18 protein-coding genes are annotated in these 16,960 nt (G+C 63.1%); 9 read left to right on the forward strand and 9 right to left on the reverse strand.

Annotated features, from left to right (window positions below; all coding sequences use genetic code 11):
• Positions 1–166: 166 nt before the first annotated feature.
• Entirely contained in the window at positions 167–2,131 is a 1,965-nt protein-coding gene (locus E8E75_RS28820; RefSeq protein ID WP_153920231.1) for a methyl-accepting chemotaxis protein, read from the reverse strand.
• Positions 2,132–2,400: 269 nt separating this feature from the next.
• On the opposite strand from E8E75_RS28820, the gene E8E75_RS28825 reads away from it, so the two are divergent.
• From E8E75_RS28825 to efp, 3 genes are all read left to right on the forward strand, one after another.
• Positions 2,401–2,610: a hypothetical protein gene (locus E8E75_RS28825; RefSeq protein WP_120651531.1), complete on the forward strand. Its 210-nt coding sequence runs from the start codon at positions 2,401–2,403 to the stop codon at positions 2,608–2,610.
• Positions 2,611–2,731: 121 nt separating this feature from the next.
• Complete coding sequence (gene earP / locus E8E75_RS28830; protein WP_256661029.1) at positions 2,732–3,862, forward strand: elongation factor P maturation arginine rhamnosyltransferase EarP; 1,131 nt, start codon at positions 2,732–2,734, stop codon at positions 3,860–3,862.
• Positions 3,863–3,905: 43 nt separating this feature from the next.
• On the forward strand, positions 3,906–4,472 hold the full coding sequence (gene efp, locus E8E75_RS28835) for an elongation factor P (protein ID WP_120651529.1): 567 nt from the start codon (positions 3,906–3,908) through the stop codon (positions 4,470–4,472).
• 60 nt (positions 4,473–4,532) lie between these two features.
• Here efp and E8E75_RS28840 read toward each other — a convergent pair whose 3' ends face one another.
• Together E8E75_RS28840 and E8E75_RS28845 are read right to left on the reverse strand one after the other, a co-directional pair.
• A complete protein-coding gene (locus tag E8E75_RS28840; protein ID WP_153920235.1) occupies positions 4,533–5,552 on the reverse strand; it encodes an alpha/beta hydrolase in 1,020 nt (339 codons plus the stop codon).
• Positions 5,553–5,704: 152 nt separating this feature from the next.
• Complete coding sequence (locus E8E75_RS28845) at positions 5,705–6,151, reverse strand: MarR family transcriptional regulator (protein WP_120651527.1); 447 nt, start codon at positions 6,149–6,151, stop codon at positions 5,705–5,707.
• Between the two features lie 138 nt (positions 6,152–6,289).
• Between E8E75_RS28845 and E8E75_RS28850 the strand changes: the two genes are divergently transcribed.
• Complete coding sequence (locus E8E75_RS28850) at positions 6,290–6,799, forward strand: RDD family protein (RefSeq protein ID WP_120651526.1); 510 nt, start codon at positions 6,290–6,292, stop codon at positions 6,797–6,799.
• Here E8E75_RS28850 and E8E75_RS28855 read toward each other — a convergent pair whose 3' ends face one another.
• Positions 6,800–7,753: a LysR family transcriptional regulator gene (locus tag E8E75_RS28855; RefSeq protein ID WP_120651525.1), complete on the reverse strand. Its 954-nt coding sequence runs from the start codon at positions 7,751–7,753 to the stop codon at positions 6,800–6,802.
• Between the two features lie 101 nt (positions 7,754–7,854).
• Between E8E75_RS28855 and E8E75_RS28860 the strand changes: the two genes are divergently transcribed.
• Positions 7,855–8,607, forward strand: a complete 753-nt coding sequence (locus E8E75_RS28860; protein ID WP_153920237.1) for a sulfite exporter TauE/SafE family protein — start codon at positions 7,855–7,857, stop codon at positions 8,605–8,607.
• A gap of 6 nt (positions 8,608–8,613) precedes the next feature.
• On the opposite strand, the gene E8E75_RS28865 is transcribed toward E8E75_RS28860, so the two are convergent.
• Positions 8,614–9,465, reverse strand: a complete 852-nt coding sequence (locus E8E75_RS28865; RefSeq protein WP_120651523.1) for a LysR substrate-binding domain-containing protein — start codon at positions 9,463–9,465, stop codon at positions 8,614–8,616.
• A gap of 97 nt (positions 9,466–9,562) precedes the next feature.
• Here E8E75_RS28865 and E8E75_RS28870 point away from each other — a divergent pair, with 97 nt between their 5' ends.
• The 3 genes from E8E75_RS28870 to E8E75_RS28880 all read left to right on the forward strand — a co-directional run bounded on the left by E8E75_RS28870 (position 9,563) and on the right by E8E75_RS28880 (position 11,626).
• The gene (locus E8E75_RS28870; protein ID WP_120651522.1) at positions 9,563–9,796 is read left to right on the forward strand and encodes a DUF1127 domain-containing protein; all 234 of its coding nucleotides are present in this window, start codon (positions 9,563–9,565) and stop codon (positions 9,794–9,796) included.
• A 70-nt stretch (positions 9,797–9,866) separates the two neighbouring features.
• Positions 9,867–10,367 carry a DUF3291 domain-containing protein gene (locus tag E8E75_RS28875; RefSeq protein WP_120651521.1) on the forward strand — a complete coding sequence of 167 codons (501 nt, stop codon included), beginning with the start codon at positions 9,867–9,869 and terminating at the stop codon, positions 10,365–10,367.
• 41 nt (positions 10,368–10,408) lie between these two features.
• Positions 10,409–11,626, forward strand: a complete 1,218-nt coding sequence (locus tag E8E75_RS28880; protein ID WP_153920239.1) for a winged helix-turn-helix domain-containing protein — start codon at positions 10,409–10,411, stop codon at positions 11,624–11,626.
• 102 nt (positions 11,627–11,728) lie between these two features.
• Here the strand turns inward: E8E75_RS28880 and E8E75_RS28885 are convergent, their stop codons facing one another.
• From E8E75_RS28885 to E8E75_RS28900, 4 genes are all read right to left on the reverse strand, one after another.
• Positions 11,729–13,078 (reverse strand): 3-deoxy-7-phosphoheptulonate synthase class II, encoded by a 1,350-nt coding sequence (locus tag E8E75_RS28885; RefSeq protein WP_120651519.1) that lies wholly within the window; start codon positions 13,076–13,078, stop codon positions 11,729–11,731.
• 64 nt (positions 13,079–13,142) lie between these two features.
• The gene (locus tag E8E75_RS28890; RefSeq protein WP_120651518.1) at positions 13,143–13,865 is read right to left on the reverse strand and encodes a sulfite exporter TauE/SafE family protein; all 723 of its coding nucleotides are present in this window, start codon (positions 13,863–13,865) and stop codon (positions 13,143–13,145) included.
• Positions 13,865–14,647 carry an SDR family oxidoreductase gene (locus E8E75_RS28895; protein WP_120651517.1) on the reverse strand — a complete coding sequence of 261 codons (783 nt, stop codon included), beginning with the start codon at positions 14,645–14,647 and terminating at the stop codon, positions 13,865–13,867. The genes E8E75_RS28890 and E8E75_RS28895 overlap by 1 nt, the downstream gene beginning before the upstream one ends.
• A gap of 14 nt (positions 14,648–14,661) precedes the next feature.
• On the reverse strand, positions 14,662–15,996 hold the full coding sequence (locus E8E75_RS28900; RefSeq protein ID WP_153920241.1) for an NAD(P)-binding domain-containing protein: 1,335 nt from the start codon (positions 15,994–15,996) through the stop codon (positions 14,662–14,664).
• 166 nt (positions 15,997–16,162) lie between these two features.
• Here E8E75_RS28900 and E8E75_RS28905 point away from each other — a divergent pair, with 166 nt between their 5' ends.
• A complete protein-coding gene (locus E8E75_RS28905) occupies positions 16,163–16,909 on the forward strand; it encodes a spermidine synthase (RefSeq protein ID WP_120651515.1) in 747 nt (248 codons plus the stop codon).
• Positions 16,910–16,960: the final 51 nt, after the last annotated feature.

Consider the following 16,960-nt stretch of genomic DNA (forward strand, 5'->3'; position numbering starts at 1 on the left):
AGGCTGCTCGGGACGCGACGGGCCTGGTGCCGCAGGTCGTGATGCGGCGTGGCGGGACCGGTCGAGAGTTTGTTGCTGGTTCTGGGCCACCGGGCCGCCTGCGTGACGGCGCCTTACTGTCTCTGGTTGCCCCCTGTCCGTGCGAGCGGGCAGGGGGCTTTTGCGTTCAGCCTAGGCGGAAGCGGTTGACCTCTGTCTGCAGTTCGCCGCCGAGGCGGGCGAGATCGACGCTGGCGGTCGAGGTTTCCTCTGTGGCCGCTGCGGATTGCTCGGCCACGTCGCGAATGCTGGTGACGCTGCGGTTGATTTCTTCGGCCACGGCGCTTTGCTGCTCGGCGGCGGTGGCGATCTGCTGGTTGAGCTGCTGGATATTGGAGACCGAGTCATTGATGGCCTCCAGCGCAGTTCCGGCCTCTTTGGCAGCGTCCACCGTATGGCCGGCCTGGGTGCGGCTTCTGCCCATCATGTCCACCGCGCCCTGGGCGCCGTCCTGCAAGGTGCTGACCAGCTGCTCGATCTGCGTGGTGGATTCCTGGGTCCGGCGGGCGAGGGCGCGCACCTCGTCTGCGACGACCGCGAACCCGCGCCCGGCATCTCCCGCCCGGGCTGCTTCGATGGCGGCATTGAGGGCGAGCAGGTTGGTCTGCTCGGCGATGCTTTTGATCACGTCGAGCACGGTACCGATGTTGGTGCTGTCGTGCTTGAGTCGCTCGATGGCTCCGGCGGACTGCTCGATTGCCTGGGCCAGGTGTTCGATGCGCTCGATGGCCTGCTGCACGACGGCGGTGCCGTGCTGTGCCTGGCGATCGGCGTGGCTGGCGGAATCGGCCGCGGATTCAGCGTTACGGGCGACGTCCTGGACGGTGGCGACCATCTCATTCATGGCGGTGGCCACCTGCTCGGTTTCCATTTTCTGCTGGGTCACGCCGGCGCTGGTCTGCTCGGTCACGGCGGACATTTCCTCGGCGGCCGTGGCCAGTTGTTCGATGCCGCTGCCGAGGCGCCTGAGTAGGCTGCGCAGGCTCTCGGTCATGTCCTGCATGGCCTGCATCAGTTGACCAAGCTCATCCTTGCGATCGCTGCGGATATCCGAGGTCAGGTCACCGGCAGCCACCTTGCGGGCTTGCTGAACGGCCTGGCGAAGGGGGGCCACGATCAACTGGGCAATGATCAGGGCGGACACCAATCCGACCACGAACCCGATGGCGGCCGCCGTGACCAGGATGGTCTTGGCCTGGCGCGCGTCGGCTTCGAGCAATTGCATCTGGATGCTCAGTGCGTCGGTGGAGGAACCGGAAATACCCGAGGCGCGTTTCGTCAGCGCGGACTCGGAGTCGGCATGGAGCTGGATGCTTTGGCGCAGGTTGGCGAATTCGCTGCGGTAGCGTGCGATCTGTTTGCGCGCTGAGTCCAGGTTTTCCTGGGCTGAGGGTTCGCTGATGCGTGAGGCGAGGTCGCTGGTGCGGCTCTCGAGGCCGTCGAACAAGGCGTTGAGCTTGTCGGCGTACTGCGCATCGCCGCGCATGACGAAGTCTTTTTCGTGGCGTCGTGCGCTAAGGACGTCCTTGGCCATGCCCGACGCATGGGTCGCGGTTTCCAGCGCGCGAATACCGTCCTCGTCGCCGCTCTGCCGGATCTGCTGCAGGGCTTCCTGGGTCAGGTGCTGCTCCAGTTCATCGAACTGCTTCAGCGCCTCGCGGGCAGCCTGCTCCATATTCTGTTGGGCACTGCGTTTGTTCTTCTCCATTTCCGCCAGTCCCGTCAGGTTCTGCTGGTACTGGCCGAGATCCGTCTGGATCTGCTTCATCAGATCGATGGTGCGGGGAATGGTCATCACCTTCAGGGTGTTGTCGGCGATGCCCTGGATCTCTCCGATGATCTGCAGCGCGTTGCCGATGGCCTGTTCGTCGCTGCGGATGATGAAGTCCTTCTCGTGCTGCCGGACCTGGTAGAGCTTGGTATCGATGTCGTTGACCCGGAGCAGGATGTCGAATCGGTGCAGTGCACCTTCCAGTGCGCGCCAGCTGGTCCAGGCCACCAGCAGGGTGATGGCGAGGACCAGGCCGAATCCGGTGAGCAGCTTCTGGCGGACGCTGAGGTCGTTGAAGAAGCGTTTGATCGAACTGTTCATGGCAGACGCCTCGTATCGAGTGGGCGAAGGGGAGGCAGGGGGCGAGCGAAGGCACTGCAGGCGGGGGAGAACATCGCTTGACTTCCTGTCAGGGGGGGCGCCATCCACGGCTAATGGCTATGAGCCACCAATCTAGACGCCCCATTTCGGTGCTGTCCAGTCGGAGGGCCAATTGCTCTTGTGGATAGCCACTATTGAGGCAACTGATTTCTGTTGGTCGAGCCATCGCCATAGTCTTTACACCATGCAAAAGCGATGGAGGTGAGGCGATGTCCCACGTTGATGTCATGTCCCTGGTCGGTACTGCGGTTCCGGAAACTCTCAGGGCCGCTGGCCATATGGCCTGCTGGTTTGTGGTAGTGGACGGCGTGATGCGTTCCGGTCCCTTCACCTCCCGTGACGCGGCCGGCGCCAATCAGGCGATCTGGCAACTGGAACTGGCCCGTCGCGAAAGCAGTCCCTATCGATTGGCGGCTTGAGCCACTCGCTCCACGCAAACCCTTTTCGGCACCATGCTCCCCTTGGCCCGCCTTCATGGCGGGCATTTTGTTCTTGTGTCTCGCGTCTTGGTTAAACTGCGGTTTTTCCTGGGAATCACGCATCGTGAAGTGGGACATCTTCTGCAACGTCGTCGACAACTTTGGCGACATCGGCGTGACCTGGCGCCTGGCTCGCCAACTGGTGGCCGAGCACGGCCAGTCGGTGCGCCTTTGGGTGGATGAACCTGCCGCCTTCGCGCCGCTTTGTCCTCAAGCCGATCCAGAGGCGGAGAGCCAATGGCAACACGGCGTGGAAATCCGTCACTGGCGCCAGGATTGGCAGCCGGTGGAGGCGGCGGACGTGGTGATCGAAGCCTTCGCCTGCCAGCTTCCCGACCCGTACCTGACGGCCATGGCCGCGAGGGCGGACAAGCCCCACTGGTTGAATCTGGAATACCTCAGTGCCGAGGACTGGGTGGCCGGATGCCATGGCCTGCCGTCCTTCCAGGCCAATGGCCTGCAGAAGGCTTTCTACTTTCCAGGTTTCATCGAGGGCACCGGCGGCCTGCTGAGGGAGTCCGGGCTGGTTGAACGACGCCAGGCATTCCTGGTCGATCCCGACGCGCGGCGGACCTTCCTGGAAGAACTGGGTGTTGCGCACGAGGAAGGCGCGCTGCTGATTTCGCTGTTTGCCTATGAGAACGCAGCCCTGGCCGGCTGGCTGGACATCCTGGCGGCGGGTGATCAGCCGGTGCAACTGCTGGTGCCCGTTGGTCGGGTACTGGCCGATCTGGCTGACTGGCTTGGCGAGGAACAGCTGACGGCGGGCACCGGATTCCGTCGCGGGAAACTGGCGATCCAGGTGCTGCCTTTCGTCAGCCAGGACGACTACGACAAAATCCTTTGGTGCTGCGATTTCAATGCGGTACGCGGCGAAGACTCCTTCATCCGCGCCCAATGGGCGGGGAAGCCGCTGCTCTGGCACATCTACCAGCAAGAGGAGGGCGCCCACTGGGACAAGCTGGAGGCGTTTCTTACCCTCTATTGCCGCGACCTGTCGCCGGCCGCAGCTGCTGCGCTGGCCCAAAGCTGGCGGGCCTGGAACAAGGGAGAGGGTATGGGCGAGGCCTGGAATGAGCTGTTGGCGCAATGGTCGGAAATCAGCCTGAAAGCCGAGCAGTGGTGCCTGCTGCAGGCATCGCGTGCGGACCTCGCGACGGGTCTGGTGCAGATTTGTACAAAACCGCTATGATACGCGGCCAGTTTTTTGTCACCCATCCACATCGGATATTCGTATGAAAACCGCTCAAGAGTTCCGCGCCGGCCAAGTTGCCAACATCAATGGCGCTCCCTGGGTCATCCAGAAGGCCGAGTTCAACAAATCCGGCCGTAACAGTGCTGTCGTCAAGATGAAGCTGAAGAACCTGCTGACCGGCGCCGGCACCGAGACCGTGTTCAAGGCCGACGACAAGCTGGAGCCGGTCATCCTTGAACGCAAGGAAGTGACCTACTCCTACTTCGCCGATCCGCTGTACGTGTTCATGGACACCGAGTTCAACCAGTACGAGATCGAGAAAGCCGACCTGGAAGGCGTGCTGACCTTCATCGAAGACGGCATGACCGACGTCTGCGAAGCCGTGTTCTACAACGATCGCGTGATCTCGGTTGAACTGCCGACCACCATCGTTCGCCAGATCGCCTACACCGAGCCGTCCGTCCGTGGCGACACTTCCGGCAAGGTCATGAAGACTGCTCGCCTGAACAACGGTGCCGAGCTGCAAGTATCCGCCTTCTGCGAAATCGGTGACTCCATCGAGATCGATACCCGCACCGGCGAGTACAAGTCCCGCGTCAAGGCCTGAGCCTTTTAGCGAGACAAGAAAAAGCCCGGCATACGCCGGGCTTTTTCGTTTCTGTAGTTCTTACTTCAGGTGCTCCTTGATCGCCTCGCCGGCTTGCTGCATTGCTGCGCGGGTGCCCGGGACCTTGGCCAGCACGTTGAGCAGGCCGAAGTCGTGGATCATGCCGTTGTAGCGCACCGAGGTGACCTCCACTCCAGCGGCGTCGAGCTTGCGGGCATAGGCTTCGCCTTCATCGCGCAGCACATCGAATTCGGCGGTCTGCACCAGTGCCGGCGGCAGGCCTTTCAGCTGTTCGGTCGAAGCCTGAAGCGGCGAGGCGTAGATTTCGGCCCGCTGTTTCGGGTCAGTGGTGTAGCTGTCCCAGAACCACTTCATCATGTTGCGAGTGAGGAAGTGGCCGTTCTCGAACTGGTTGTACGAGGCGTTGTTGAAGTTCGAGTCGGTTACGGGCCACAGCAGGGCCTGGAAGCGGATCTTCGGCGTGCCCTTGTCCTTGGCCATCAGGCTGACCACGGCGGCCATGTTGCCACCGACACTGTTGCCGGCCACCGCAAGGCGTTTGCCGTCCACACCGATCTCCTTGCCGTGCTCGGCCACCCATTTGGTGGCAGCGTAGGCCTGGTTGATGGCGGTCGGGTATTTCGCCTCGGGGGAGGGCGTGTAGTTCACGTAGACCGCAACTGCGCCGGAGTTGGCCACCAGGTCTCGGATCAGGCGTTCATGGGTCGGATAGTCGCCCAGTACCCAGCCGCCCCCGTGGAAGAACATGAACACGGGCAGTTCACCCTTGGCGCCTTCAGGGCGGACGATTGTCAGGTCGATCTTCTGGCCTTCGGCTTCGATGGTCTTCTTGCTGACATCGGCTTTCGGCAGTTCCAGTTTCACACTGGCCTGCGCACCTACCAGCACCGCGCGGGCATCCTTGGGTGCCAAAGTTTCCAGGGGCTGGCCACCACCGGCTGCCAAGGCTTCGAGGAAAGCCTGGGTGTCATGTTCGACACCCGGGCTACCGGCGGCGAATGCGTGGCTCACGGAGAGGGCGAGAAGGCTGCCTGCAACTACGGTGCTGATCGATTTCATGGCGTATTCCTCTATCTGGATTAAGTTTGCTGTCTAAAAGTTTGCGCGCTAAATAAGTACGTGAGGCAGAAATTAATCCTGATTTATTTAGTGCGCAAGATAATTATTGGAAGACTTTGGAATAACGCCTGAAGGAAATGGGAATAAGGCCGTCAGACGGCCTTTCCCAGACTGTTGCGCAGGGACACGAGGTCATCCTTGAGGACACCCAGCTGATCTGTCGTGCGCTCGGTAGCCGCGAGAATACAGGCGGGCACCTTCTTGGCCTTCTCCTGCAGGGCACGGCCTTGCTCGGTGAGGCGCAGTTCCACCACACGCTCGTCCTTGCTGCTGCGAGTTCGGGTGATGAAGCCTTCGGCTTCCAGGCGCTTGAGCAGCGGAGTGAGGGAGCCCGGATCAGTGAGCATCCGGTTGCTGATTTCTCCGACCGTGATGCCGTCGCCTTCCCAGAGCACCATCATGGCGAGGTATTGCGGGTAGGTAAGGCCCAGCTCCTGGAGCAGCGGCTTGTAGACCTTGGTCATCATCAGCGAAGTGGAATAGAGGGCGAAGCAGAGCTGGTTGTCGAGCATCAGCTCCTTGCACGGGGGAGTGGACATGGTCGGTCTCCATAGGCAGTGATGGTGACCAATTTAGCGCGCAAGCCTTTCGTGGGCAAAATTCATTCTTTCCATCACCCTGCAAGACGGTCTTGTGTAGGCCACAATTTCCCGGTCGATCACTGCAAGGACTGCATCATGGACAACCTGCAAAACCCTTATCAGGTGCCCCAGGCGGAACTCACCGTCAACAGTGCCGCCGAACCGCTGCTTGCTTCACGCTGGACACGCCTGGCGGCTGCGTTGATAGATGGCCTGATCATGAGTCTGGTAACCGTGCCGGTGGCCTACTTCTCCGGCACTTTCGCCGCCGCCCAGCAGGGCATCGAGCCCAGCCTGGGCCAGCAGTTGCTGAGCCTTGTAGTCGGGATCGCGGTGTTCTTGCTGGTCAACGGGCATTTCCTCAAGAACTTCGGCCAGACGCTCGGCAAGCGCCTGCTGAAGATCGCCATCGTCAATCTCGACGGCCAGGTCCCCGAACTGGGCAACCTGCTGCTCAAGCGGTATCTGCTCTGGTGGTTGCTGGCCTATATCCCGGTCGTGGGCGTGTTGCTGGTACTGGTGGATTACCTGTTCATCTTCCGTGCCGATCGTCGTTGCCTGCATGACTTGCTGGCCGGTACCCGGGTGGTGCAGTTGCCGCGTTGATCAGATCCGCCCAAGGCTGCCCAAGGCAAGGTCCCAGGGCGGCACCGGGCCAAATCGACTCTTCAGGAACTCCAGCAGTAGCCGACTGCGCGAGCTGGCTTCCCCTTCCAGGCGCAAGGCGTAGATGCCGCTGGGCTCCGGCGGCGGCAAGCCGTCCTCGCAGAACAGCGGCACCAGTTCGCCGCGCACCAGGTGTTCGCTGATCAACCAGGTCGGCAGGTGGGCAATTCCGTGCCCCGCGACGGCACTGAAGAGCAGGGTCTCGGCATTGTTCGCGGTCATCCGCATGCGTCCGGGGCGAATGTGCTGCAACTTGCCGTCCACCTCGAAGCGCCAGGCATAGGGCGGTGCCAGGGCGTCCCAGTCGAGGCCGTCGTGGTCGGGCAGTTCGCGCGGGTTCCGGGGAATGCCGCGTCGGCGCAGATAGTCCGGGCTGGCGCAGAGAATGCGTACCAGTGGCGCCAGCGGAGTCGCGACCAGGCGGGTATCGGCAAGCGGGCCAATGCGCAGTACCAGATCCACCTGGCCGAGACTCTCGCCGTGCATGTCGATGAAGCTGTCGATCAGTCGCAGCTGCACATCGAGGCCGGGGTAGTGGGTGAGGAACTCCGCAATGGCCGGCGCCAGGTGCCTGCGGCCGAATGGGCTTGGCGCATCGATACGGATCAGCCCCTCCGGTGCGCTGCTCAGGGATACGGCTTCGGCGCGGGCCAGGCGCAGTTCCGCAAGCACCCGCTTTGCCCGTTCGGCAAAGGCCAGGCCAGCGGGCGTCGCTTTCACCGCATGGGTGTTGCGGACGAACAGGTTGCTGCCCAGGGCGCGCTCCAGGGCGTCGATGCGTCGCGCTACGGCGGAGGGTGTGAGTGGGTGACGGCGGGCGGCGGCGGAGAAGCTTCCAGCCTCCAGGACGTCGAGAAAGAGGGCCAGCTGTTCGGTCAGGGCATCGGGGTTCATCAGATTTGCCTTTGCGAATTACGCAAAGCCATTGTGCGTTGTTGTGCGTTTCCGCGACAACCGGCTGTCGGTAGCATCTTCCCATCTGTTTGGGAGGCGTCATGGATTTTTTGGCTTTTGTACTGAACGTCGCACTGGGGGCAGTGCTCGGCACCATGGGAGGGCTCTTCGGCATTGGCGGTGGGCTGATCGCCATTCCCGCTCTGGGCGTGCTCTTCGGTCTTGATCAGCAACTGGCCCAGGGCACCGCCTTGGTGATGGTGGTGCCCAACGTGCTGTTGGCGCTGTGGCGTTACCACCAGCGCAACCGTATCGACCCACGCTACGCGACACTGCTGGCTGCCACCAGTTTCGGTTTCGCCTGGATGGCGTCGCTGTTCGCGGTTCGAGTTGATGCGGAAAGCATGCGCCTGGCGTTCGTGGCTTTCCTGCTGGCGCTTGCCGCATACAACTTCGCGCGGATGTTCATGGCCAAGGCCCAGGCCAGTTCAGAGTTGCGCCACCCTTGGCCCTGGCTCGGAGTGTTGGGCGGTATTTCAGGCGTTGCGGGTGGTCTGTTCGGGGTCGGCGGTGCGGTGATTGCGACACCGGTGCTGACCAGCGTGTTCGGCACCAGCCAGATCATGGCCCAGGGCCTGTCCCTGGCGCTGGCCGCGCCGGGCACTGCGGTTACCCTTGCCACTTACGGCCTGCACGATCACGTGAACTGGGCGATGGGCTTGCCCCTGGCGATAGGCGGCTTGCTCAGCATCAGCTGGGGCGTGCGCCTGGCTCATGCTTTGCCGGAACGAGTGTTGCGTTCGCTGTTCTGCGTCTTCTTGCTGGTGTGTGCCGCGATGCTTGGCCTCAAGTGAGGCCGATCAATTCCGGAAACCTTCCACGATATGTTCTGCCAGGGTCTCAGTTACCGGTGATTGATGGCGTTCATTGCGCAACAGCATGATGTTGCACACCGGTAACTGCGGTAGACCTTCGGCTTCACCCAGAATGCGCATGTCGGGGGTGATCAGGCTCTGCAGTTGGGCGGTGATCGCCAACCCAGCGCTGACCACGGCCATGATGGCCGACAGGCTCGGGCTGGTGTAGGCCACCCTGTACTCGCGCCCAATGGCGTCCAGGGCGTTACAGGCCCAGGCGCGGCAGAAGCATTCGGAGTTGAACATGGCGAGCGGCAGAGCCGGTTGCTCGTGGGGGTTGAAGCCTATGGCCTCGGCCCAGACGATGCGCTCCTGGCGCAGGAACTCGCCGATGTCGTCGCCCGGCTTGCGGGTCACGATGGTCAGATCGAGGTCCTGGCGCTGCAGCAACTGGGCGGAGGAGTCGCAGTGCACCTCCACTTGCACCAGCGGATAGGCCTGGGCGAAGCGCGAGAGAATTCCAGGCAGGAAGCGCATCACATAGTCGTCCGGCGTGCCGATGCGCACCGAACCCACCATGTGCGGCTGGCGCAGGGTGTTCATCACCTCGCCGTGTAGCTTGAGAATGCGCCGCGCGTAGCCCAGCAGTATCTGCCCTTCGGCGGTGAGCCTGACCTGGCGGCCGTCGCGCTCGAACACCGCACGCTGTAGTACATCTTCCTCCAGCCGCTTCATCTGCATGCTCACGGCCGATTGGGTGCGATTGACCATCTCTGCTGCGCGGGTGAATCCACCATAGTCGGCGATGGCGACGAAGGTACGCAGCAGTTCGGTATCAATGGCTGGGTAGTTCATTCATCAAATCCTGAGATGTGCTTCATAAGAAACATTCGTTGGATTGATCTTAGTCCTGGTTGGAAACTGACGCCATCCCCACTGGGAGGACACCAAGATGAAAGGTCAACACGGTTTTATCGGTACTTCGCATCACGCCGGTTTCGAACCTCATCGGGAAAGCTGGCTCGCCGCTGCCTGGCGCATGGTCAGGCGCTGGGAGCAACTGGCGTATGAGCGTGATCAACTGTCCAGGATGAGCGACGAGATGCTCAAGGACATTGGTTTGTCCCGCGCTGACGTCATGGAAGAAAGCGAGCGTCATTTCTGGGAAGACCCGCTGAAGAAGTGAAGCCTCGATGCGGCCCGCCAACGGTGAAGCGAAGGGCGGGCCGCACATTTGCTGATAGGGAAAGGAACCCATGTCGAACACTCACGAACTTGCCCAACTGAACATAGCCCTGATGAAGACGCCCCTGGACTCCCCTGGCATGGCCGATTTCGTCGCTAACCTGGCGCCGGTCAACGCCCTGGCCGAGCGTTCACCAGGCTTCGTCTGGCGGCTGCAGGACGAGGAAGGTGATGCCACTGCCATTCGCCCCTTCGGTCCTGAGGTGCTGGTCAATCTGTCGGTCTGGCGCGATGTCGCCAGCCTTACCGACTTCGTTTACCGTTCGGCCCACGTCGAGATGCTGCGACGCCGCAAGGAATGGTTCGAGCGTGCCTCCGGTATGCACCAAGTACTCTGGTGGGTTCCCAAGGGACATCGCCCCGATGTCCGGGAAGCGGCGGCGCGTCTGGCCCGGTTGCGCGAACACGGCCCCACGCCGGAGGCCTTTACCTTCCGCCAGACCTTCCTCGCGCCGGACGAATCCGTACCGTTCGTACCCGCGGAACTGGAGCGCGAAAGCCAGGCGGGCTGATGCTACTGTGAAGCGTCTTCCCCTTGCCGGCACGGAGCCCTATGACGCTGAGTCTTTCCCTTCCCGAAGCCCGTCGCCTGGCCTTGGCTGCGCAGGGTTTCGCCCGTGCGCCACGCGGCGCCATTCGACATCGGCAATTGCAGGCGCAGCTGGAGTCGCTGGGGGTGGTGCAGATCGATTCGGTGAACGCCTTGGTGCGCTCGCACTATCTGCCGGCCTTTTCCCGCCTCGGCCACTACGATCGTGAACTGCTGGACGACCTCGCCTGGGGCAAGCCTCGGCGCCGGGCGTTGTTCGAGTATTGGGGCCATGAGGCGTCGCTGTTGCCGCTGGAACTCTATCCGCTGATGCGCTGGCGCATGCGCAGGGCGGCCAATGGCCGGGGCATCTATCAGCAGCTGGCGCGTTTCGGATTCGAACAGCGGGAAGTGATCCAGCGCGTCCTGCAGTCGGTGCGCGAGCAGGGCGCTCTTGGCGCTGGGGCGTTGAGCACGCGCGAAGAGCGGGCTGGGCCCTGGTGGGACTGGAGCGCGGAAAAGCATGCGATGGAATGGCTGTTCGCCGCTGGCGAGGTGACGGTAGCCGGGCGCCGGGGTTTCGAGCGTATCTACGACTTGCCGGAGCGGGTGATTCCCGCCGCCATTCTCAGCCAGGCCGAGATGCCCGAGGCTGAAGCGCAGCGACAATTGCTGCTGCGTGCGGCCCAGGCGCTTGGCGTGGCCACCGAGCGTGATCTGCGGGATTACTACCGTCTGGATACCGGCGACAGCCAGGCGCGCCTGGCTGAGCTGGTGGAGGACGGAGCGTTGCAGCTGGCTCAGGTCGACGGCTGGAAGCAGCCCGCCTATTGCCTGGGTGACCCCAAGGTGCCGCGCAAGGTGAAGGCCAGCGCACTGCTGTCACCTTTCGATTCGCTGATCTGGGAGCGGGGACGTACCGAGCGCCTGTTCGACTTCCGCTATCGCCTGGAAATCTACACGCCGCAGCACAAGCGCCAGTACGGCTACTACGTGCTGCCGTTCCTGCACGACGAACGCCTGGCTGCCCGCGTCGATCTGCGTGCCGAACGCGCCCAGGGCCGCCTGGCGGTGCATGCATTGCACGAAGAGGAGCGCGGTCTCAGTGAAGCCGGCATGCAGGCCTTGGCCGACAATCTGCAGGGCATGGCGTTGTGGCTGGGATTGAACGAGGTAGCAGTCACCTGCCGGCGGCCGGGGACGCTGCGGTTGCAGGCATCTCTGTCCAGGCTGGTGAGCTGATGGTGTTTTGTGGGGGCGAATTCATTCGCTATCCAGGCAGGTGGCACGGGCTGCGTTGCAGCCCTTGGCGAATGGATTCACCCCCACAGGAAGAGCGCAGTCCTAACGGCGTATCTGCTTCAGCGTCTCGGCGATCAGGAAGGCCAGTTCCAGGGATTGGTCGGCATTCAGGCGTGGGTCGCAATGGGTGTGGTAGCGGTCGGAGAGACCGTCTTCGGTGATTGGACGGGCGCCGCCGATGCATTCGGTGACATTCTGTCCGGTCATCTCGATATGGATGCCACCGGCGTAGGTGCCTTCGGCGCGGTGCACCTCGAAGAACTGCTTCACCTCACCGAGAATGGCGGCGAAGTCGCGGGTCTTGTAGCCGCTTGAAGCCTTGATGGTATTGCCGTGCATGGGGTCCGAACTCCATAGCACCTTGCGGCCTTCACCTTCGACAGTGCGGATCAGGCGTGGCAGGTGATCGCCAACCTTTTCCGCGCCCATGCGCACGATCAGGTTGAGACGGCCGGGGTCATTGTCGGGGTTGAGGATGTCGATCAGGCGAATCAGGTCGTCGCTGTCCATGCTCGGTCCGACCTTGACCCCGATGGGGTTGCCGACGCCGCGTAGAAATTCCACGTGGGCGCCTTCCGGCTGGCGGGTTCGGTCGCCGATCCAGAGCATGTGCGCAGAGCAGTCGTACCAATTGCCGGTGAGGCTGTCGCGGCGGACAAAGGCCTGCTCGTAGTTCAGCAGGAGTGCTTCGTGGGCAGTGAAGAAGCTCGCTTCGCGCAATTGCGGCGCGCTGTCCAGGCCGCAGGCGCGCATGAAGGCCAGGGTTTCGTCGATGCGATCGGCCAACTGGCTGTACTTCTCGGTCAGCGCCGAGTTGGCGATGAAATCGAGGTTCCACTGATGCACCTGGTGCACGTCGGCGAATCCGCCCTGGGCGAAGGCGCGCAGCAGGTTGAGGCTGGCGGTGGCCTGGTGGTAAGCCTGCAGCAGGCGTTCCGGGTCCGGCACGCGGCTGGCGGCGTCGAAGCCTATGCCATTGACGATGTCGCCACGGTAGGCGGGTAGGGTCACGTCGCCTTGCGTCTCATTGCCGGAGGAGCGCGGCTTGGCGAACTGTCCGGCCATGCGACCGACTTTCACCACCGGGCAGCCGGCGGCGAAGGTCATGACGATGGCCATCTGCAGCAGCACCTTGAAGGTGTCGCGGATCTTCGCGGCGGAGAACTCGGCGAAGCTTTCCGCGCAGTCACCGCCCTGTAGCAGGAAGGCACGCCCCTCAGTCACCTCGGCAAACTGGCGGCGCAACTCGCGCGCTTCACCGGCGAACACCAGCGGCGGGTAGCTCGCCAGGGTTTGCTCGACATGCGCCAGTTTCGCGGCGTCCGGGTATTCGGGCTGCTGCTGGATGGGTTTTTCCCTCCAGCTTTCGGGGCTCCATTCTTGGCTGCTCATCAGGGTCTCGATACGGCTGCTTGCGGTAGATGAGCCATGGTACCCGAAAGGCCCCGAAGCGGCGCTAGGCACGCCAGCAGAGGAGCACGCCGCAGAGGCACAGCAGCAGGTGAATGATGGTGCGGAAATGCGCTTCCGCCAGGCGCTTGTGCAGGTACTCCCCGACCAGCATCCCGAGTACCAGCAGCGGTGTATAGAAAACGACGCGAGGCAGCGCCGGCGTCAGGCTGCCATCGATGAGGAAAGCCAGGGTCAACAGGCTGTTGAGGCCGAACCAGACGCAGAGCAGGGTGGCGCGCAGCCGGGCCTTGTCCAGCGCGGTAGCGGCCAGGGCATGTACCAGCAATGGTCCGCCGGAAGCGAACAGGCCGTGGCTGATGCCGGCAGCGCCGGTTTGCAGGCGCGTCATCCAGGCCGGAGTGCGGCCCTGGGGAGCACCCTGGAGCAGCCCGCGCAGGGCGAACCAGAGTATCAATACGCCGAAGCCCAGCTTCATCGCCCCGTCGTCAAGCCAGGGTCGCAGTCCGTAGCCGACGAGGGTGCCGGCAAGCATGCCCGGTAGCACCGTGATCAGCAGCAGCCGCCATTGCACCAGGCGTCGATGGCGCCAGGCGAGAAACCCGCTCATGAGGATGTTCAGCGGTACCAGCACCGGAAGCAGTTCCTGGATCGGCAGCAGCAGGGCGCCCAGGGATAAGGCGACGATGGTGCTGCCGAAGCCGGTGATGGCTTCCAGGGTGTAAGCAAGCAGGATGAAACCGCCAAGGACCAGCCAGGCGAATTCCATCAATCCAGTTCCCCGACGAAACGCTGACTCATCTGCCGATAGTAGAGGGCCGGCGCCAACCTCCAGAGCAGGCTGGCGAGCCAGCTCCCGCGGTCGGGGAACAGTCGCTGCTGGCGGGTGTTCGCGCTCTTGAGTATCTCCCTGGCCATCCAGTCGGCGCTGCGCACCTTGCCCACCGTCGAGCGCGCGTGTTGCGCGGGACGACCATCGCCCCCGAGTGCGTTGCGTTCGATGGGAGTATCGAGAAAGCTGGGATAGACCATCAGCAGGCCCACGCCGTCGCGGGCAATCTCTGCGCGCAGCACTTCGAACGCCTGGGTCAGGGCGCTTTTGGCGGCGCAGTAGCCGGCGCGGCCGAGCACCGGCATCCAGCCTGCCATCGAGCCAATGGCAATCACTTGACCACGGCTGGCGCGCAGCAGCGGAAGGGCGGCCAGCGTCAGCTCCAGCGGCGCGTGGTAATCCACCGCCATCACTCGGCGCAGAACCTGTGGTGCGGTGTGGATGGTCGGCGAACGATGGGTGATGCCGGCATTGTTGATGAGCAGGTCAAGGCGGCCGAAGCGTTGGCGGCAGATGTCGACAAGCTGCCCGTGAACGTCGCTGTCCGTGATGTCGCCGGCCACACCCACGACGCGCTCGTCACCCAGTTCTGCGACTCGTGCAGCCAGTCCGGCGGCATCGAGGTCCGTCAGCAGCAGTGCGTTGCCAGCCGCGTGACAGGCGCGCGCCAGTTCCCAGCCGAGGCCGCTGGCGGCGCCGGTGATCAGGACGACTCTCATTATTCGCCTCCGCGTCAGGCCAGGTTCTGGGCGGTCATGGGCTGGCTGCTGGTGGCCAGGTCCTTGCGCAGTTCTGCGGTGTGCATGGCGATGGTGGCGCGGTAGCTGTCCTTGTGGACGTAGTAGGCCATGCGTTCGAGTTCCAGGTACTGGTATCCGCCGTCCAGGCGCAGTCCGGCGCGCTCGCGCTTGAACTGTTGGAAGGATCGGGCCGACGGGCTGCCGGATTGCAACTGGCGAATGTACAGGGCCACCAGCTCGGCTTGCTCCACGCGGCCCTGCCAACCCAGGCCGGAGGCCTCGACCATGCCCATCATGAACAGGTCGTCGTACTCGGGGTGGAAGATGTTCAGGTAGAGCTGCGGCGCACCGGCGCGCTCAGGCCAGTTCAGCTCGGCGCGCTCGATGAAGGGGTAATCCAGCTTGTAGCCGGTGGCTTGCAGGATCAGGTCGTACTCGGCTTGGCGACCGTCGCTGAAGGTCACGCTGCGGCCGTCGATTCGGGAAATGTCCGGGCGCGCCTTGATATCGCCATGGCCCAGGTGGTGGAGCACCAGGGAGTTCATGACTGGGTGGGATTCGTAGAGCCGGTAGTCGGGGTCGGGCAGACCGTACTGTGACGGCTTGCCAACCAGCGCGCGGACGAGCAGTCCATCGACCAGTTGCTTGAGCCGGCGGGGGAGCTTCACGGCGCCGCCGAACGTATCGGTCGGGCGGCCCAAGATGAACTTGGGCAGGAAGTAGTAGCCGCGGCGCACCGAGAGGTCGACCGAGGTTGCGCGGTGCACGGCATCGACCGCGATGTCGCAGGCGGAGTTTCCGCAACCCACCAGCAACACGCGCTTGCCGTCGAAAATCGCCGGCGAGCGGTAATCCGCCGAGTGCAGCAGTTCGCCGTCGAACTGGCCGGGCAGGGCGGGGCGATTGGGTGTGTGCAAGGTGCCGTTGGCGATCAGCACTCCGTCGAAATGATCTTCACGGCGCTGGCCATCCGTTTCGCTGACCAGTTTCCAGCCCTGTTCCTGGCGTTCCAGGCGAAGCACGCGGGTGTTGAAACGGAAATGCTTGTAGAGGTCAAAGTTTTTCGCGTAATCACGGAAGTAGCGGCGCATCTCGCTGTGGTGCGGATAGGGCGCCACCTCGGCATCCATTGGGAACTCGGTGAACTCGGTGGTGCGCTTGGAGGAGATCAGGTGCGCCGAGTCGTACATGGTGCTGTGGGGGTTGTCGATGTCCCAGAGGCCGCCGACATCGCCGTTCAGTTCGAAGCCAATGAAGGGAATGCCGTGTTTCTGTAACTGGCGGGCGCTGCACAGGCCCATTGGGCCCGCGCCGATGATGGCGTACATGCTGGGTTCGACCTCTGCGCTGTTATTCTTGTGCGGTTTTCGCCCTTGGGGCGTGCGGTTCGGATTATGCCGGGAGCACCTGCTCCGGCTTCAATGGCAATAGGCGCCGGTGTTGCGCCGGGTTGGTGCGAATTGTCAGCGCCGGCCTTGAAGGAGTGATGACTTGATGTCCGAGGAGCGCCTGCTCGCGGAAGTGCATGATGAATTCGGCGTGATCCGCGTCTACGAAGTCGGCCCTTATCGCATCCTCGAATTCGGCGAAGCGGTGGAGCAGAGCTGCGTGTTCACGGCCGATCCGGCCTGGCTGGAGTACGACTACACCCGCGCCATGCTGCTGGGCGCACTCTGTCATTCGGCACCGGAAAACGCATTGTTCCTCGGCCTTGGGGCCGGGACGCTGACTCAGGCCTGCCTGAAGTTCCTGTCGCTGGAAGATGTGGAAGTGATCGAGCTGCGCGCGGATGTGCCAAGGCTGGCCATGGAGTATCTCGGCCTGACCGACGATCCCCGCCTTTACGTGCGTATTGGTGACGCCCTTGAATTGCTCGACAGCGCGGAGCCGGCGGACCTGATCTTCGTCGATCTCTACACCGACCACGGACCGGGCGTTGGCCACCTGGCGTGGAACTTCCTCGGCGCCTGTCAGAAACGCCTCAGCCCCGGCGGCTGGCTGGTGATCAACCAATGGGCGGCGGAGGACGGCAAACCCCTGGGTGCCGCTCTGCTGCGCGGGCTTTTTCATCGCCACTACTGGGAGTGCCCGGTGAAGGAAGGCAATGTGGTGCTGTTCGTGCCAGCCGACCTGGATCAGGTGCTGGATCGTGACGCGCTCCAGGCGAAAGCCGAGGCTTTGGCGCCGAGCCTGGGGTACTCACTGCAATCGCTGCTGGATGTGGTGAGGCCGGCGAGTTGAAACCTCGGGTGGATGGGGTGATGAGGTAGGAGCGAGCTTGCTCGCGAACAG

The organism is Pseudomonas sp. BN606 (genome assembly GCF_029873115.1).
Taxonomy (GTDB): domain Bacteria; phylum Pseudomonadota; class Gammaproteobacteria; order Pseudomonadales; family Pseudomonadaceae; genus Metapseudomonas.

Bases quoted from the DNA above. Each gene is read 5' to 3' on its own strand.
- E8E75_RS28890 (WP_120651518.1), bottom strand. From the start codon at position 13,865: ATGGAATTCGCCTGGCTGGTCCTTGGCGGTTTCATCCTGCTTGCTTAC.
- E8E75_RS28845 (WP_120651527.1), bottom strand. From the start codon at position 6,151: ATGTCCACTCCCCCGTGCAAGGAGCTGATGCTCGACAACCAGCTCTGC.
- E8E75_RS28855 (WP_120651525.1), bottom strand. From the start codon at position 7,753: ATGAACCCCGATGCCCTGACCGAACAGCTGGCCCTCTTTCTCGACGTC.
- E8E75_RS28900 (WP_153920241.1), bottom strand. From the start codon at position 15,996: ATGTACGCCATCATCGGCGCGGGCCCAATGGGCCTGTGCAGCGCCCGC.
- E8E75_RS28840 (WP_153920235.1), bottom strand. From the start codon at position 5,552: ATGAAATCGATCAGCACCGTAGTTGCAGGCAGCCTTCTCGCCCTCTCC.
- E8E75_RS28870 (WP_120651522.1), top strand. From the start codon at position 9,563: ATGAAAGGTCAACACGGTTTTATCGGTACTTCGCATCACGCCGGTTTC.
- E8E75_RS28860 (WP_153920237.1), top strand. From the start codon at position 7,855: ATGGATTTTTTGGCTTTTGTACTGAACGTCGCACTGGGGGCAGTGCTC.
- E8E75_RS28905 (WP_120651515.1), top strand. From the start codon at position 16,163: ATGTCCGAGGAGCGCCTGCTCGCGGAAGTGCATGATGAATTCGGCGTG.
- E8E75_RS28880 (WP_153920239.1), top strand. From the start codon at position 10,409: ATGACGCTGAGTCTTTCCCTTCCCGAAGCCCGTCGCCTGGCCTTGGCT.
- E8E75_RS28825 (WP_120651531.1), top strand. From the start codon at position 2,401: ATGTCCCACGTTGATGTCATGTCCCTGGTCGGTACTGCGGTTCCGGAA.
- efp (WP_120651529.1), top strand. From the start codon at position 3,906: ATGAAAACCGCTCAAGAGTTCCGCGCCGGCCAAGTTGCCAACATCAAT.
- E8E75_RS28850 (WP_120651526.1), top strand. From the start codon at position 6,290: ATGGACAACCTGCAAAACCCTTATCAGGTGCCCCAGGCGGAACTCACC.
- E8E75_RS28895 (WP_120651517.1), bottom strand. From the start codon at position 14,647: ATGAGAGTCGTCCTGATCACCGGCGCCGCCAGCGGCCTCGGCTGGGAA.
- E8E75_RS28875 (WP_120651521.1), top strand. From the start codon at position 9,867: ATGTCGAACACTCACGAACTTGCCCAACTGAACATAGCCCTGATGAAG.
- E8E75_RS28885 (WP_120651519.1), bottom strand. From the start codon at position 13,078: ATGAGCAGCCAAGAATGGAGCCCCGAAAGCTGGAGGGAAAAACCCATC.
- E8E75_RS28820 (WP_153920231.1), bottom strand. From the start codon at position 2,131: ATGAACAGTTCGATCAAACGCTTCTTCAACGACCTCAGCGTCCGCCAG.
- E8E75_RS28865 (WP_120651523.1), bottom strand. From the start codon at position 9,465: ATGAACTACCCAGCCATTGATACCGAACTGCTGCGTACCTTCGTCGCC.